General features: G+C 55.4%; 15 protein-coding genes and 1 pseudogene. 10 read left to right on the top strand and 6 right to left on the bottom strand.

The window, feature by feature from the left end; all coding sequences use genetic code 11:
• Positions 1-8 precede the first annotated feature (8 nt).
• Together HPDFL43_RS22355 and HPDFL43_RS17410 are read right to left on the bottom strand one after the other, a co-directional pair.
• Positions 9-134 carry a hypothetical protein gene (locus HPDFL43_RS22355; RefSeq protein ID WP_007198711.1) on the bottom strand — a complete coding sequence of 42 codons (126 nt, stop codon included), beginning with the start codon at positions 132-134 and terminating at the stop codon, positions 9-11.
• Positions 135-136: 2 nt separating this feature from the next.
• Complete coding sequence (locus tag HPDFL43_RS17410) at positions 137-442, bottom strand: helix-turn-helix domain-containing protein (protein WP_007198710.1); 306 nt, start codon at positions 440-442, stop codon at positions 137-139.
• 123 nt (positions 443-565) lie between these two features.
• Here HPDFL43_RS17410 and HPDFL43_RS17405 point away from each other — a divergent pair, with 123 nt between their 5' ends.
• Both HPDFL43_RS17405 and HPDFL43_RS22025 read left to right on the top strand, forming a co-directional pair.
• Positions 566-1,255 (top strand): XRE family transcriptional regulator, encoded by a 690-nt coding sequence (locus tag HPDFL43_RS17405; protein ID WP_007198709.1) that lies wholly within the window; start codon positions 566-568, stop codon positions 1,253-1,255.
• Positions 1,256-1,464: 209 nt separating this feature from the next.
• A complete protein-coding gene (locus HPDFL43_RS22025) occupies positions 1,465-2,313 on the top strand; it encodes a hypothetical protein (RefSeq protein ID WP_156970322.1) in 849 nt (282 codons plus the stop codon).
• A 233-nt stretch (positions 2,314-2,546) separates the two neighbouring features.
• Here the strand turns inward: HPDFL43_RS22025 and HPDFL43_RS17400 are convergent, their stop codons facing one another.
• Positions 2,547-3,752: a COG3904 family protein gene (locus HPDFL43_RS17400; protein WP_040449312.1), complete on the bottom strand. Its 1,206-nt coding sequence runs from the start codon at positions 3,750-3,752 to the stop codon at positions 2,547-2,549.
• 120 nt (positions 3,753-3,872) lie between these two features.
• Complete coding sequence (locus HPDFL43_RS17395; RefSeq protein ID WP_007196085.1) at positions 3,873-5,078, bottom strand: IS256 family transposase; 1,206 nt, start codon at positions 5,076-5,078, stop codon at positions 3,873-3,875.
• Between the two features lie 59 nt (positions 5,079-5,137).
• Between HPDFL43_RS17395 and HPDFL43_RS17390 the strand changes: the two genes are divergently transcribed.
• Both HPDFL43_RS17390 and HPDFL43_RS17385 read left to right on the top strand, forming a co-directional pair.
• A complete protein-coding gene (locus HPDFL43_RS17390; RefSeq protein ID WP_040449311.1) occupies positions 5,138-5,479 on the top strand; it encodes a hypothetical protein in 342 nt (113 codons plus the stop codon).
• Positions 5,480-5,503: 24 nt separating this feature from the next.
• Positions 5,504-6,028 carry a hypothetical protein gene (locus HPDFL43_RS17385; RefSeq protein ID WP_040449310.1) on the top strand — a complete coding sequence of 175 codons (525 nt, stop codon included), beginning with the start codon at positions 5,504-5,506 and terminating at the stop codon, positions 6,026-6,028.
• Positions 6,029-6,159: 131 nt separating this feature from the next.
• Here the strand turns inward: HPDFL43_RS17385 and HPDFL43_RS21740 are convergent.
• Positions 6,160-6,917 (bottom strand): annotated as a pseudogene (locus HPDFL43_RS21740) (IS5 family transposase).
• 1,069 nt (positions 6,918-7,986) lie between these two features.
• Here HPDFL43_RS21740 and HPDFL43_RS21475 point away from each other — a divergent pair.
• From HPDFL43_RS21475 to HPDFL43_RS17360, 3 genes are all read left to right on the top strand, one after another.
• On the top strand, positions 7,987-9,690 hold the full coding sequence (locus tag HPDFL43_RS21475; RefSeq protein WP_156970321.1) for a vWA domain-containing protein: 1,704 nt from the start codon (positions 7,987-7,989) through the stop codon (positions 9,688-9,690).
• 9 nt (positions 9,691-9,699) lie between these two features.
• Entirely contained in the window at positions 9,700-10,098 is a 399-nt protein-coding gene (locus tag HPDFL43_RS17365) for an SH3 domain-containing protein (RefSeq protein ID WP_007198702.1), read from the top strand.
• 111 nt (positions 10,099-10,209) lie between these two features.
• Complete coding sequence (locus HPDFL43_RS17360) at positions 10,210-13,071, top strand: hypothetical protein (RefSeq protein WP_156970320.1); 2,862 nt, start codon at positions 10,210-10,212, stop codon at positions 13,069-13,071.
• A gap of 173 nt (positions 13,072-13,244) precedes the next feature.
• Here HPDFL43_RS17360 and HPDFL43_RS17355 read toward each other — a convergent pair whose 3' ends face one another.
• Positions 13,245-13,517, bottom strand: coding sequence for an acylphosphatase (locus HPDFL43_RS17355; RefSeq protein WP_007198700.1), 273 nt, complete (start codon positions 13,515-13,517; stop codon positions 13,245-13,247).
• 248 nt (positions 13,518-13,765) lie between these two features.
• Between HPDFL43_RS17355 and HPDFL43_RS17350 the strand changes: the two genes are divergently transcribed.
• The 3 genes from HPDFL43_RS17350 to HPDFL43_RS17340 are packed head-to-tail and all read left to right on the top strand — an operon-like array spanning position 13,766 to position 15,890.
• Positions 13,766-14,392, top strand: a complete 627-nt coding sequence (locus HPDFL43_RS17350) for a Rieske 2Fe-2S domain-containing protein (RefSeq protein WP_007198699.1) — start codon at positions 13,766-13,768, stop codon at positions 14,390-14,392.
• On the top strand, positions 14,389-15,234 hold the full coding sequence (locus tag HPDFL43_RS17345) for an aromatic ring-hydroxylating oxygenase subunit alpha (RefSeq protein WP_040450443.1): 846 nt from the start codon (positions 14,389-14,391) through the stop codon (positions 15,232-15,234). The genes HPDFL43_RS17350 and HPDFL43_RS17345 overlap by 4 nt, the downstream gene beginning before the upstream one ends.
• Entirely contained in the window at positions 15,231-15,890 is a 660-nt protein-coding gene (locus tag HPDFL43_RS17340; RefSeq protein WP_007198697.1) for a glutathione S-transferase family protein, read from the top strand. Before HPDFL43_RS17345 ends, HPDFL43_RS17340 begins: the two co-directional genes overlap by 4 nt.
• The last annotated feature ends 1 nt before the right edge of the window (position 15,891 follow it).

Raw genomic sequence — 15,891 nt, 5'->3', positions numbered from 1 at the left:
TGTCGCTCCTACAAAAACAAAAGGGCGAAGACGCCAAGCGCCAGTCCGGTAACCAGCGAACCGATAAGCAGGATCACGGGAACCGGGATCGGCCGGTTGGCGTCAAGGCGAGAGAGAAAAGAGGTCGGGTCCATGTCTAGGCCGCCTGTTCGTTTCGGCGTTGCTCAAGCGTCGGAACCCGTGTCCAATTCTGCGGTGATCGCCGCTGACCGGAGGGCCTGTAACGGGTCGGCCACAGCAGATGTGGTCTTGTGCCGAGAGCAGCGGCGATCGCACGCTCGCCCCTGGCGTTGGGCTCGCGCATGGTGTTTCTGGCGGTGCCATTGGAAAGCTGGTAGATGCGGTCGATCTCGGCGAGGGTCAGCCCTGCCTCAAGCAGCTTGGCTTTGATGCGGGATTGCTCTTTAACGAGCGGATCGACTCTGTCATCGGTCGCGGGCATAGTGTGCTCCGACTCTAAAATTGGAGGGGTTTCAGCCTCCAATCTGGACAACCAAATTCTGCGAATGTGGGGAGAATAGGAACATTTGAAGTTTTTGTAAACCCCAAACGTTCCGATTACCGTATGGCAAGAGCAAGGCAAACCGCACCGGGCGTCGGCGAGCGCATTCAGTCGTTGGTCGGCAAGGACCAGACCCTTGAACAATTCGCGCAAAAAATCGGCGTTTCCAGCAGAACGCTGGGGAACTATCTCCGCGGCGAGCGCGAACCCAGCTACGAATTTCTGCGCCGCGTGAGAACCATATGCGGGGCCGATATCAACTGGCTGATCACCGGCGAGGGGACCGCGGAAAGGGCACTCGCTGTTCGCGGTGAAGCCCCGAACCAGGTCTCGATCCCGAGATATGCCATCCAGGCTTCTGCCGGTGATGGTGCCGTGGTCCTGTCCCAGGAAATCGAGGACTTTTTCACGGTCTCTCCCGATTGGCTTGCCCGCTATTTACCCAAGGGCGCCAAGGCCGGAATCATCGAAGCGCGCGGCGATTCCATGGAGCCCACCATCGCTGATGGCGATATCCTGCTCCTGGATTTCTCAATCTCGAGTTCAGTGGTCAGTGACGGCGGCGTCTTCGTCATCTCCGTCGACGGCGCCCTCCTGGTCAAACGGCTCCAGCTCACTGTCGACGGCCACATCCTGATCCGCTCCGACAACGACCTTTATGAGCAGGAAAAAGTCACCCGCGAATTCGCCGACGAGCGGATCACCGTCCACGCCAAGGTGGTCTGGGCCGGCGGTCCGATCCGGAAGCGCTGACCGGTGATGACGGCCGCGATCTCAGTCATGGCTGCGATCTTAGCTACCCTGATTCTGTTACATCAGCCATTGTGGTTTGTGCTCGGGATGCTTTCCTAAAGCATAGGATTTCTCTGTAAATCAATAGCAAAAGAGATTCGAATATTATCTCTTATGTTCAATCCGAAGTTGACTTATTATTGTTCACGCGATTTTTTCGGGAGGCAAACGTGTTGCAATTAAAGTCATCATCATTTTCATTTTTGGTGTTTTTCTGTTTGGCGTCAATTTCGTTTGCGGACGAGATTGGCAGCAAACACCTACGGCCCGAGAATATGGGGCAGGATTTTAAAGACAATCCGCCAATTTGCTATCCGGTGTCGTCGAAGCCATCGGCTTGGGTCGACCAATACAAAGGTACGCCGCAAGCTGGATATTATTGGGGGGTTGTCGTCTCATGTGATGCGCTGTCCAAGACTCTGAAAAGAAAGTACCAACCTACTGGAGGTGGAATTACACACGCTAGGGACCGAAATAGACAGCTCGTTATTCCTGAGTGGTATCCCGTGCAAATCCAACCGACTGTTCCCTCACCAGGAGTGAATTCCACTGAGGGCTGGAAATGCATTTTTGCGAAACCGAATACAAATATCCCCGAAAATGAATTCACCTGCACGATTAACTGCTGCCAGCTTGGTGATCAGACTGCGGTAGTCACGCCTGCGGAAGAGCCGCCGCTGCCAGCAACCGTGGAGTTGGATCTTCCCAGATACATGACGGATGGTGCTGGTGGCGAGCGACTGGAAGTCCCGATGTTCGCAATTGAAATCGACAAGATACTTTATTTGCCGCGCCTCAAATATACAGCCACCCAAATTTGCTCAGCGATTGAAACCAACGGTAGACCCAAATATGGTCCAGTGGCATTTTTCAATGAAAAATCTGGCTATTTTCGTGTCAATGATAACGGCAAATACAGTGTGTATTCCAACGACGGCTCTGATGGAACACCAATACCTCGGTTTAATATTGGTCAGGGCGAAGTCAGGCTAGTTCAAAGAGTGGTTTGCAAGAATTAGGTTGGTGGGTAGTTCGAATTGTTTCGCCTCAAGCTTGCGGAAAATTACCTAAGGCAGCCTTTGGAGTTTTGGCCGAGCGTCCCGGTCGCATAAAACGGATATATGGAACTGGTTCTGTATCCCGTTGAGTTCGAAGAGCAGCAGAAAATGAAGACCGAGGGTGTCTAGAAAACTCGGGGCTATTCACTTTGACTTCGAACGGCATTCACTTTTCCGCACATTAGCTACCAGCACTACTGACCGGAGATTTCACCTAGCTTCGTCTCCGCGCTAAGAAACATCCACGGTTGAAGCGTTTCATAGAACTTGCTGCTGTCGACCCTCGAGTTGTAGACTTCCGCCCGTAGGCTTTCTGTTGAGATTTGGCCGCTACCCTTGGTTAAAAAGAATGTACAGGAACTGTTCCGGAGGCCGCCCCCCCAACTTGAGATTTCCTCGAACTGCCAGGCTTCTTCATTGCGCCGTGTTCGTGGATCTCGGATCTGACTTATGTTTACGTTGGTCCTAACAAACGATGACTGATCATAGTTCCCTGCCGACAGGCTTTCGGCCCAATTCAGCATGTTGTCACATCCACGCAACAACGTTTCCTGACTAAGTGGAAGTGAAGACAATTGGGTGGCTATTGGGATATCATATAGGCCTGCGTGGTTTACGGTTTCAATCCAAAATATTTGATCCGGCGGTGTTGAAAGCATTTCTATGAAAAGTTCCGGTGAAAGACTCGATTTGCCGTTTTCTGGTGCAACCAATGTCTCCGAAATTTCGCGTATGTCTGCGACTGCCGACTTGTAGGATACGTCAATTGCTGATCGCATAACTTCAACAGGTAAAGTGGTAAGATCGGCGTTCAGTGTGAGGCTTGGAGCATGCAGTCCCAACTTGGCTCTAGCATTCATCACATAAATGTCGAACCGAATATCGGCAAAGATTGATCCGCCAAAAAATGCAATTGCACATGCGGACACGCATTCTGAACCTGCAGGCAGGTATGTAGAAATACCTTTCTCTCGCAGGTAGCGCGCAATCAAAATTCCTTCTGATAACAGCCCGCCGGGACTGTCAAGACACATGTCGAAACCATCACCACCTTGGCCCCAGTAAGGATTTCCTTCCATTAGAGGTGGCTCAAGTTGCCTATATATTTCAGCAAGCTTCTCCGCATCACCCTTGACGATTTCACCTGATAGGGAAAGCTGGCAACTGCCGGCACCACGATCGCTTCCTTTCAGCGGCAATTTACTCTTGACGTAAATTTCCGCCGCAAAAGCCTTAAAGTTCGCTGGGCCAGCCGATAACAAGCATATTGCCAGCAGGACAACTCGCCATATTGTGATATTTAGATTCCAGACCAAATTAAGAAGCCTCCGCGATAGTGGGAATGCAGGCATGATGATCGAAGACAAAATACTAATCATGCGTACGGGCAATGCAATCATGGTTTGTGCGATCAGTCTAATATGTGGCTCTGTCAATGCTGGCGCAGCCGATTACTGGAGGGTATCAGAAGGTCACGTCCGTCAAGGTGGTGTAATTTTCCAGATGGCCTGAGGTCATGATCAGGCGGCTTTCATTGTTATGCTGAGGATGGGGTCGATCTCCTCCTTGTCGATCTGGGCGAAGGCTTCGACCATCATGTAGCGGCTTGAAGTCTGCCACTCGTCATTCTGTTCGAACAACACCGCGCCTATGAGACGCATGATCGAGGCCTCGTTGGGGAATATCCCGACGACGTCGGCACGTCGTTTCACTTCCTTGTTCAGCCGCTCGATCGGATTGGTGCTGTGAAGCTTGGTCCTGTGTTGGCGGGGGAACGCCATGTAGGCCAGCACATCGTTTTCGCTGACATCCATCAGATCGGCGAGCTTGGGCCATCTCGGGCGGAGCTGATCTGCGACCCGTTGCCATGTTTCGCCTGCATGCTTGCGGTCTGGCTGATCGAAGGCCTGCCGGATGGCGGCCGCGACGACCGTGTGCTGGCCCTTTGAGACATGAGCCAGGGCGTTGCGCATCCAGTGAACGCGGCACCGCTGCCAGGTTGCCTCGAAGACCCGGGAGATCGCGCCCTTCAAGCCGCTGTGGGCATCGCTGATCACCAGCTTCACGCCGTCAAGACCGCGGGCCTTCAGCGAGCGCAGGAAGTCCATCCAGAAGGTCTCAGCTTCCGAGGGGCCGACGCCAAGGCCGATGATTTCCCTGCGGCCCTCGGTATTGGCGGCAACAGCGATTATGGCGGCCACGCTGACGATCCGACCGCCCTGGCGCTGCTTGAGGTAGGTGGCGTCGAGCCAGACATAGGGCCATTCGCCGGAGAGCGGGCGATTGAGGAACTCGCCGACCCGCTCGTCGATGTCCTTGCACAGCTTGGACACCGTGCTCTTCGAGATGCCGCTCAGCCCCATAGCCTGAACCAGTTCGTCCACCCGCCTTGTGGACACTCCGCCAATCCAGGCTTCCTGTATCACCGCAACCAGAGCCTGCTCAGAGGTCTTGCGGGCTTCGAGGAAGCCGGGGAAATAGGTGCCCTGCCGCAACTTCGGCACCTTCAGGTTCAGCGTCCCCAATCGGGTATCGAGACAACGGTCACGGTAGCCATTGCGCCAGGTCGTCCGCTGCTCGGCCCGTTCGTGGCGTCCTGCGCCGATCAGGCCGTCGACATCGCTCTCCATCATCAGCTGAAGAACAGCCTCGGCAATCGAGCGCAGCAAGTCGCCCTGATCGTGCTTTTGCAGAAGCTCTGAAAGGTCCATATTGGTCTTGGTCATCGGGGTCTCCGTGTGGCTCGTAGTTGAAGCTGCTAACTCCACCTCGACCATACACCTCGATGGCCACCCAGATTACACCGGCAATGCCGATGAAATTACACCACGTGTACGGACACTACCTATCAGAACAACAGGCGAAATGCCTTCTGGAAAACAAGCATAGCTATCTGGAAGGAGATCGTTCGCCTCTTTTGATTGTGCCCTCGGCCTGCCCGGAGGCGGATACGGTCAAGGCGATGCAACTCGCTTCTCGCAACTCCGCTCTACCTGGCAGCAAAGTGAGCAATAGCGCGCTTGACGATGTCATTGTCTATACTCGGGAGGAGCTAATTTGTCTCAGCAGCGAAATGATAGTGGTTGAAGGAAGCGAAGTCAGGCTGCCATCCAAACCGGAGTGTTAACCACAGGACTTTCTGGGAGATTTGATGAAGATAATTCACTTTGCCAGTATCCGTCGCTGGGTTTCTCTTGCCGCCGAAATCGCGGTAATCGGAGGTGTTGTTTTTGCCGGACTTGCCTATTCCGGTGAATGGCAGCGCTCGCAGCATGAGGCTTCTCTAACATATATTGAGGAGTTCAATAGTGGCGACGTACTGGCAGCACGAAACGAGCTGTACCGGTTTATTAGGCAGAAAGAAAACATGCTGTTGGTCGATATTCCGAATAAGGCGCGATCTGCATTTATCGATAGATCAATGCAAGGCTCAGAAGTCACTGCACACGAATTGGCGGTTGTCACCTTGGTCAATTTCTTTGACAGTGTTGACCTTTGCGCAAAATCTAAGGTTTGCAACCGCGAACTTCTGGAGCAGCATCTCTCCGACTATGCATCACGGTTTAGATGTCTCTACGCCGATTTCATCGACCGCAGGATTGCTGGCGATTTTGGCGCCAGCGGCCCGTTCGGATCTGGGTTGATTGCCCTGGCAGAAAAATCTGGGGACTGCTGACAAGGCCTGCCCCAATAGCTCATTATGAGGCACCTTATTGTCGATGTGAGTTTCGATGTCTGTACGCTGATTCTGTGAAACAGCTAGATTCTATTGCGGAATTGATGTTTCCAACTAGGGCCTGTGGACAATCATCTTGACGCAATCAGGGTCGCGGCAAGGTTCCAACTGGCTGTGTAGCTACAGTCCGTTTTGTCATAGCGTGTTGCTATGCCTCTGAATTCCTTGATCTTCGCGAAGTAGTTTTCAACCAGATGCCGCCACTTGTAGGCTTCGACATCGTAGTCACGCTGTTGCTTTCGGTTTGATTTCGGTGGGATCACGGCGCTTGCGCCACGCTCATCCAACTCCTCTAGAAGCCAGTTCGCGTCGAATGCTTTATCCGCCATTAGCGCGCCGAAGGAGACATCCCGGATCAGCGGCGCAACGCCTTTCATGTCGTGCGCATGACCCGGCAGCAGCAGAAAGCGGACCAAGTTGCCAAGAGCATCGACGAGTGCAACGATTTTGGTCGTCAGGCCGCCGCGTGAGCGCCCGATGGCCTGAGCCTGAGTCCCCCTTTTGCGCCAGCTGCCTTCTGGTGAACCTGAACAATGGTGCCGTCGATGAGCGCATATTCGAGGTCGGGGTCACCGCTCATGGCTTTGAAAAGACCCTCGAATACTCCCGCCTTCGCCCAGCGGCGAAACCGCCGAAACTGACTGTTCCAATTCCCGAAAGCTGGCGGCAGGTCGCGCCATGGTGAGCCGGTCCGAACGCGCCAAAAAACTGATTCAAGAAACAGCCGATTGTCTCTTGCCGTGGCTCCCGCATCGCTGGCCTTTCCACGCAAATGCGGCTCAAGTCGCTGCCATACATCATCCGTCACCACAAAGCGCTGCTCGTTCATTCAAACCTCCGTTTGGAAAGTTTGAATCAGAAATCAAACCCGATGGGAATCCTGAATGTCCACAGGCCCTAGTGGATGGATCTTTTGAATCTGCATTTTCCGCTCAGGTGGCACCAATTCATTGTTTTTTTTGAGTTTTCTGTTGCCGTCTCCAACGGAAAATCGACACCGGAGCTGTCTTCCTGTTTTGGCTTAGAATTAGCCACCATTTTGGCTCCAACCAGCTGACGGCAAAGCTAGGCCTTTGGTTTCGAAAGAGCGTTGATTTGATTGCGTTTCAGGCAGTGCCAAACGGCCCTCACAGCCGTTTTGAAGGGACTTCGAAAGCCCTGCATCACACATCCCGCCCGCCCCGTACTTCCGTTCCCAGGGAACAACCGCCCGTCAAAAACGGCACCCACAGTTCACCCCAACTCCACGCCGTCAAACCCCTGAATTAACGAGCTTTCCCAGCTTTTCCCGCCAAATCCCACCTTTTCCCGCCTCCTGGCAGAACCGGGTGACAAACTACAAAGCGATTTGCGGTTTTTGCTGCGGAAGCACTGTGTTGAACACAGTGATATTGAACGCTGTTTTGAACATACTTTTGCGTTTGGCAGTGCCGGTTTTCGTTGTTTTTGGTGCTGAAACCGGAGAAGCCGTCGTCGAAAGACGGACTTTGCACCGACACTTTCGGCCCTTAGCCGACCTACGTTTATAAGCAGCCCAGGTTCAATTAGAGCCCATACCTACCGAGAGCGCGGTCGAAGTATGCTGACGATCGGATGACATGCCTTCGACAACTGGTTCACTCAAACGCCACAAGTTCACGGTCTTGTCGCAGTTATCATCCAAATTTTCGGGAATATTCCCTCATTTGTGGAGATGTCTTTGATTTCAGATGTTTTTTGTCGATTTTGTTTTTGCCCATATTGCATTGCGTTGCATAAACCTTTGGGTCCGAAATCATTGACTCACTTAACAAAAAGGGTTTTTTTAATCTTTATTTGCAGTCAACCATGGGTGTAACATGATTTTTCTTATTCGCTTTTTGGCGACGCTCGCCCTGGTTTGTTCTGTCACTTCCACAATGCATGCTCAAGAAAACGCTGTCCCATCTGCCAAGGTCGGCAAGGTGATGATCGTGCTTGATGGCTCCAACAGCATGTGGGGGCAGGTCGATGGTGAGGCCAAGATCACCATTGCCAAGGACGTGATGACCGATCTCATCAGCAATTGGGATGATGCGGTTGATCTTGGTCTAATGGTCTATGGTCACCGTCGTAAAGGCGATTGCTCGGATATCGAGGTTGTCGCCTTGCCGGGCAAGGTCAACCGGCCAGCTCTCATTGACAAGGTCCAATCGATCTCTCCACGCGGTAAAACCCCGATCAGCAAGACACTATTGCTTGCGGCCACAAGCGTTGGCTATTTCTCCGGCAAATCGTCCGTGGTGCTTGTCAGCGATGGGTTGGAGACCTGTGATGCTGACCCTTGCGCGCAAGCCAAAGCACTGGGGATCATCAATCCCGGATTTGATGTTCACGTTATCGGCTTTGATGTCACCGAGGAGGAATTCAAAAGCCTGCAGTGCATCGCCACCGAGACGGGCGGAAAGTTCTTCCGGGCCAACAATGCCGAGGAGCTCAAGGACGCGCTCCGCCGGACTGTTGCAACTGCTCCGGTCGTTGAACCGGCGCCCGCGATTGCAGCTCAGCCCGAGCCCGAGCCCGCGCCCGCGCCAGCAGCGGAGCCTGAGCCCGGTTTCTTTCTGTACGCGAAGTTGTGTGAAGCCTGTGAGCGTGCAAAGCCACTCGACGTATACTGGACCGTCCTCAAGGACGGGGAGCCACATTATCAGGGGCTGGGTGTGCTTTATCCAGACGATCCCGAATTTGAACCAGGAGCCTATCAGGTTGCGGCCCGGTATTTGAACTCAGCTCTGCTGCGCGACGCCGAGATCACCATCGGGGACGACGGGCAACAGCTCGGCGAGGTCAATCTCGATGGCGGCGGTGTGTCGCTTTACGCCTTTGCCGGTGATGATGAAACGCTTGCACCGGATCGGGTGCTGTACCGTTTCTACCCGGTGATTGATGGCGTGGACGCCACCACCGAACTGGATGTTGCCATCCAGGGGGGCGATGTCACATGGCTGCCAGCAGGCACCTACAAGGTGGTGGCAACACACCAAACGATCAGCGAAACCGCCCGGATTGAAATCATTGCCGGTGAAATCGTTGAATATACGTTCGATATGCGGTTTGGCAATTTGCAACCGGTCGCGGTCATGACCGAAGGCGGCAAACGGACGGGGCACATGACCTATCGCATATATGCGACAGAAGAGGCTGCGATTGCCGGCGGCATGACGGGCAAGGGCGTTACGGCCGGCATTACAAATGCAAATTTCGCGCTCAAGGCCGGGACCTATTGGGTCTGGGCAAGGTATTCGCCTTCTGCTGCATCATTGGTCGACCGTCTGTTTCCGGTCGTGGTTACGGCCAATGAACTCTCAAGCCCGGTGTTCGATATGAATGTTGGCGTTGTCGACTTCGAAATTACCAGCGCTGGCGAAGACGTCGGAGTGTTTTTCGTGGTGAGAATATTGGAAGTCAATCCGGACGGATCTGATGGCACACAGGCTGGCGGATCTCCAAATCGGGCAGATATCGCCGCACTGCCCCCGGGGCGTTACCGGTTTCTACGACGCCTTCGGGATAAACGCGTGGTAACCGAAGATTTCGAGATTTTCGCGGGACAGACCACGATGTTCAAGGCCACGATCAACTAGGAGACTGCTATGACAAATTCGCTCGTTCTTTCATCAATGCTCGCGTTGTCAATCGGCGGTTTGGTGCTGATGCCAGCCCCGGTCAAAGCACAGGAACTCGATGTTCCGGTTATGGAATATGCGGTTGATGATCTGGACACCTGCGCTTATGGCAAGGTGACCGGATTGAAGGCTGATGGCGATGGTTTTCTGGCTGTGCGTTCAGGGCCAGGGTCGAAATACAAGAAGCTCGATGAGGTTCACAATGATGACGAACTTTGGCTGTTTGAGGAAAAGGGCAACTGGGTTGGCGTGATGTATGACGCGCCGGATATGAGTTGCTCCCGGATAAAGCAGGACCGTGAGGTAAACCACAAAGGCAAAAAGGGCTGGGTTCACAAGAACTGGGTCGAGTTCATCGCGGGTTAAGCCGCGGCGAGTTCACACGGACATGGCGTCACGCCCTGGAACGGGCTGAAATCGCGAGACCTGAGAATGAGCACAAAGATAGCCTCAGCACATCGATCTGGGACATTTCTCTTGTTCCTGGCACTGGCCGCGTCTTGGGCCCGGGCAATGACGCTGGTAGCAGTTCTTTCTCTTGCGCCAAGCGCCGTGGCGCAACCGGCCACAGCTGCCGACAACTCTTTTACCATGATGTATCAGGATGCGGAGCGAAGCTTCAAGCTGATCGGTGAGGTGGTGCAGAATAGCGGCGAGACCGTTCTCAGCTTGTCATCCCGTGAGCCTGAGGGGTCGGATGAATCGATCGTGGAACTGCCCGGCTTTGTCCCCGATTGGGAACCGCCCAAAACCACCACGGCCAGTGCCCAGGAGTTGGTTTTCGAGCACAAGGAACTGGTTGCAATCGTCCAAGGTGAAGAGGCGCGCTATTTTGTTGATGGCAAAGTTGCGACTCAAGAAGCATTCCTGGCCGAACATTGGGTAACTTCCGGTCAATCGTCCAAAAAAAGTGCGCAACGCACTTCACTTTCTCACTTTATTCAAATGTTGGGTGGAGCCGTCGGAAAGAGAGGCGCAGCGCCATTGTACCTTGGAGGATTGCACATTCCAGGCGATGGTCGAAGCATCCTGCAAGGCCTCAAGTTGCGCTTGTTCAATCCACAAAGTGTTGGCCGCACCACGACATGGGATTGGGAGGCCCAGATCGGCTTCGATGGAGCTTTCGGACCTATCCAGAAATTCAGCGGTTCGGCAGAACTGCAAAACCCTATTGTCTGGGGGGCGGCACCGAGAATTGAACAAATATTGGTGGCGTCGGCACAAAAAGCGGTGACCGGCACGCCGCTGGCGCCGGTCTATCCAAAAGTCGAGGAAGGCTCGGTCGAACGTGTCGATGATTCAAAATCGCAGCCGCATCTGCGCGAACTCATCGTCATTGCCCGCGACCTGGAGATTGATGATGCCGAGACGGTTACCAGCCAAACTGATGGAATCACCTATTCCAGTCTGGAGGTTTTCGAACCGGGTTGGGTGCGCGAGCGGCTTAGCAATCTGGCACCCGAGGCGGTGAGCGAGACAGCTCTGAGCGCTGCGCAGGATGCTCAGGCCGATGACGACCTCAAAGTCTATTGGGTCACCGCGACGATCTCGGAACCAATCGAAACAGGTGTTGTTGACCTTCACTATGGAAAGGCCTCGGGCGAATGGCCTCTTCTCTATGGTGATCTGAATGGCCTGATTGCCATTGTCCGCCCCGACACGTCCGAACTTCTTGAAGCAGGAGATGCGGGCAATGAGCTCCGTTCATCGGAGACAACCAGCCGGCCCCTCTATTTTCGTGATGAAATTGTCTTCCAGGCAGAACTCAACAACGAGATTGATCGTGAAACCCTCGCCATTGATTTTGCTGGCGGCAATGTCAGCCTGGCAAGCGAGGCGCGCGCGGGCGCATCTCTGGAGATCAGCCTCAACCGGGTTGCTGGAAAGCCACGAACCTATCGCTCCCAAAGCTATGTTTTGGCGGATAAGGAAACCTATCGCGATTTCGTCTCGGCAGAAGGCAAAGAGACCGGGTTCTTGAAGCTCGATGCTGACGACACGATGGACAGCATCATGCAGTCGACTGGTGGAACGGGTGAAAAGGTCAGATTGGCCAAGACCGATGCCTATGACGATCTGCCAGCGGAGCGGACACTTCTGCTGGCTGAAAACGAATTTCTGAGACCTCGTTTCTCGGACGGGAACTCGAAGATCGAACAGATACCGCCGTCCGGCGATGCGCAGGTGGTGAAAGCTGATGATACAGTTTCCGGCGATTTCATTGCCGCCCTGCGGGAAGCAGCCAAGTGTGCTGATCGTTATGGTACGACCGATTGGGACAAGTTGAGCGTCGAGGAAGAAGAAGCGATTTCCGGTGGCACATTTGTCGCCTCGCACGGGGTACCCATCACGTTCGGGCAGCATGCTGCGATGCTGATGGTTAGAGGCAAGTTTGTTGATACGCTCAACAGCCATATTACGGCAATTGATGGTCTGCTGGACCAGAATGGGGCCAATCCAGCCTTCGCGCGCGCTGCTGAAAGCGTATGGCGTGGCGAGCCTTCGTTCATTACGTTGCTGGCACGATCGCAGCAGAATTCACTTGCTGCAAAAATCCGGCAGCGCAAGGCCAGCGGTGATGCCTTGCGCGGGGCCGATGGCTCCATGTCAGCCGATGTTGCCGGTGATATCCGCGATTTCCTGGCAACTCAGCGCGAAGCCATTGTGGGCACACGCAGCAATCTCAACCTTGTGTCGGGTTGTGATGTCAAAAGACTGCTGGAGATCACGGGCAAGGGCTTCAGCCCGATCATTGATGTACTCAAGAGCACCGTGACCCGTGTTCAGACCAATGGCCGCACCAATGCGCGGGTGCGCCGGCCTGACATGGTGGCGCGTAGGGCACTCGATTCGCTGATCCCAAAATTGGCCGAGTTCGATACGGTTTCGGTTTATGGCAAAGCCCAGTGGGCGACGCTGAATGGGATCGTTTCCACCGTGGGAATCGCCAGTGGCGTCGGTGCCGCCTATTATGGCGCCAGCTATTACGCAGGTCTGGCGCTGGCCGCCAACAGCGCGGATTTTGCCTATACCTGTGCCGACAATTATTGCGGATCGATGGAAGATTATAGCAATCTCACCATCGCGAAGGGGGCGACCGGCGTGCTTGGCGACTCCTATCTCACCGAAGCGGAACGCCTGGCGACCAGTCCGCTCAGGCGTATGTTTGAGGTGGGCTGGTCAGGTCTGGCGCTGCATTCAGGCGTCAAGAGTTGGAAGGCGGGCAATCCTGCAGAGGTGGGGATAGAGGGCTTGCGCAAGCACGTCAAAAGCCTGGACAAGCTCGGGGATATCAGAGATGCACGCACCATTGTCGATTTCGTCAATGGAGAGAATTGAACGGATTCGTTCTGTCGGACGCATGAATTGAATTCACTCACGGAGCAGTACGGCTGTCTGTCTCGTTTCAGCGGGGTGATGCCCTCGCAAGAGCGGTGGTGCTGCTGGCTTCAAATTGGTTTTGAGATCCGAGCACTCGCCCATGTCCTTGTCGCGGCGTCCGGGTTCGCATTTCAGACGCGATGTTGCGGCGGTTCCGTATCTGGCGTGCGCTCGATTGTTTCCACCCAGATGTCGATTGGCCCCAGAAGGCAGCCCACTTCCATGGCGTCGACCAGTTCCGGCGGGCCTTCCAGTTGCAGCTCGATGCGGCCCGAATCTGCCTTTTGAATGATCCCGGTCAGGCCCAGTTTGTGTGCGTAGGCCTCAATCCATGGCACGAAGCTTCCGGCGCTGAACTCGCCGCGCAAGATCATCTGTTCCCGGGCATTTGAGGCTTGCGCCATTTCAGAAATTCTCCACGCCACCAGCATGTTGTTTTCGGTGTGTGCCGAACCGGGTTCTGCCCCCGATTGCAGCTGTTTCGAGAGTCGGGTTTCCGGGTGCGTGCACAATTTGTTTGCACTATTGCAAGTGCATAAAATGCATGCAAGTCTATCTGACGGATATGTGGTGCATCGGGATGGTGCGCTGCTTTTTGAGACAAGTGCGAGTCGGGTTTTCCGTGTTCTTCCCCAATCCAGATTGCCAGTGGGTGCCAGTTGCCCTTTCCAATGATGTGCGGCCAGCAAGTGTTGCGCCGATCAGGACTGTCCAGGGCGCAGCGGCGCTGTGGCGCAGTGCGAGTGGAAAGCTCTCCGCCTGCGCCGACCGGTGCCCGCATCGCGGCATGCGTTTGTCGCATGGCTTTGTGCGTGGTGAAGCGCTCTCATGCATCTATCATGGCTGGAGCTATGGCCTGTCGGGACAGTGTGTGCGCATTCCGGCGCATCCCGACCTGACCCCGCCAACGGCGATCAAGGTGGAAACCCAGACCGCTGCGGAGGTGGGGGGCGTCATCTGGGTGAGCCGCGATGCGGCGGACACGCCGCCGCCTCACATCGCCGGATATGAGCCGCTGCGCTCGATCACCGTGATGGCATCGCCTGACCAGATCAGGTCTTCAGTGGATGAGGCCCGGGAAGAGGGGCTGGCGCTTGGCTGCATGCTTGGCGGGATTGCCGCGAGAGTGCTTTGTGTCGATCAGGGAGACGGCGCGACGCTGGTCCACATTCTGATCGGGCCGGACGCCACCCTGGCGGAGCGTATTGCGGTTTCGAGATCTGCCGAAGCACTGCGGCGGGCGGCCGAGGCGCTGGCGGACAAGGAGCCATGTTCATGAGTGCCAGCGCGATGATCGATCAATGGTATCCGGTTGGCCTTGTCAGCCAGCTCGACGAGGTGGGCAAAGACACCGTGCTGATGGGAACTGCCATCCATGTCTCCAAAGCTGTTGACGGTCTAGCCTGTGTGACGCGGTCCGAGGGGCGCAGCCTGCCGGTGCTGGAACGCTTCGGCCATGTCTGGACATCGCTGGGGACGCCGCCAGAGGATCTGTTCGCATTGTCGGAAGCCGATCAACCAGGCCGTCGGCTGGTTGATGTCGGCGTCGTGCGGGTTCGGTGTTCGCCCTTGCGGGCGGTCGAGAACTTTCTCGATATCGCCCATTTCCCCTTCGTGCATACCGATATTCTGGGCGCCGAGCCGCACACGGAAGTGGCGAAATACGAGGTCGAGATCCGGGAAAAGGAAGATGAGGTCTGGGCGACCAAGGTGTCGTTCTACCAGCCGCAGGCGGCAAAATCGGCCGAGGGCGGGATCACCACGGAGTACATGTACCGGGTGCCAGCGCCCACATGCTCGGTTCTTTACAAGACCTGTCCGGCCCGTCCCGGCGAATGGGACGTGATCTGCCTGTTTGTCCAGCCGATCTCCGAAGATCTGTGTGACGTTTGGCCGTGGATGGCGCTTTATGACGACGAAACATCGATGACGGATCTCATCCATTTTCAGCAGATGATCTTTGTCCAGGACCGTTCGATCCTGGAAAACCAGATCCCGGCGCGGTTGCCGCTTGATCCGGGCAAGGAGATCCCGACGCGCGCGGACATGACATCGGTTGCCTACCGGCGCTGGCTCAAGCGTCACGACTACACCTATGGTGCTCAGTTGGTGGCGCAATGAAGCTTTACGATTACATCCTCTCACCCAGCTGCTACAAAGTCCGCCTGCTGGCCGCGCTGACGGGCACCGAAATCAGTCTGAGATCTGTGGATTTCCATCCCGGCGAGGAACATCGCGGGCCGGAGCTGATGGCGCTCAATCCGGCGGGCTCCATTCCGATCCTTGAGGATGGCGAGCTGATCCTCACGGACTCGTCGGCGATCCTGGTCTACATCGCCGGCAGACACGCGCCGGAGTGGATGGGTGACGGATCGCCCGCGGCAAACGCGCGGATCACGCAGTGGCTGGCTTTCTCGTCGCGGCTGACCGCCTCGCTTGGCGGCGCGAGGCTGTGTGAAATGCTGCTCAGGCCGGGCGATCTGGGAGCCTTGCAAAAGGCCGGCATCCTGGCCCTTCGGGAGTTGGAGGCGGCGCTGTTCGAGCAGAATCTGCGCGGCATGCGCTTTCTTGTCTCCGACCGGCCGACGGTCGCCGACATTGCCTGCTTTCCCTATGTGGCCCTGGCACCCGACGGCAGTGTCTCGCTCGATCCCTATCCAAACATTCGCGAGTGGATGCGCGCGCTCAGGGCGCTTGACGGATTTATCGAGATGCCCGGCATTCACCGTCTGCATGAACTCAAGCCGGAACCCTCCGCCGAAATGGAGCATGGCTGAG

It is taken from the genome of Hoeflea phototrophica DFL-43 (assembly GCF_000154705.2).
Taxonomy (GTDB): domain Bacteria; phylum Pseudomonadota; class Alphaproteobacteria; order Rhizobiales; family Rhizobiaceae; genus Hoeflea; species Hoeflea phototrophica.
Note: the sequence above shows the minus strand (reverse complement) of the source record. Positions and strands in the feature narration are given on the sequence as shown.